Here is a 372-nt window from a genome sequence, read left to right as displayed (position 1 = left end):
AAGTGACCACAAGAACTCAGTTGGACAGTACCAAGTTCACGTTCATTATATTGATCAAGAAAATAAGCGCCGTTATGTTACAGAGACTGTTGTAGAAGTTCGTCAATCTAAGCCGCAAGGGATGCTTTCGATTGAGAACAACAACTCAAGTACAGGCACCTTTGANGCAGTAGTTCGTAATGTAGTATCACCGACTGGCTTGAAAGAAGTTTTAATTCCATCATGGAGTGTAGCAGGAGGTCAGGATGATTTAATCTGGCATAAGGCCACTCGTCAAGCTGATGGTTCCTATCGAGCAACGATCAAGGCAAGTGACCACAAGAACTCAGTTGGACAGTACCAAGTTCACGTTCATTATATTGATCAAGAAAA

General features: G+C 42.0%; 1 protein-coding gene. It reads left to right on the top strand.

Annotation, left to right across the window (positions count from 1 at the left end; all coding sequences use genetic code 11):
- Positions 1 to 372, top strand: a 372-nt coding sequence (locus ADH49_RS07890) for a GBS Bsp-like repeat-containing protein (RefSeq protein WP_048691400.1), incomplete at both ends; no start/stop codon positions are given.

It is taken from the genome of Streptococcus sp. 400_SSPC, from assembly GCF_001072745.1.
In the GTDB taxonomy this organism is placed as follows: Bacteria; Bacillota; Bacilli; order Lactobacillales; family Streptococcaceae; genus Streptococcus; species Streptococcus xiaochunlingii.
This window is presented reverse-complemented; position numbering and strand designations above follow the sequence as displayed.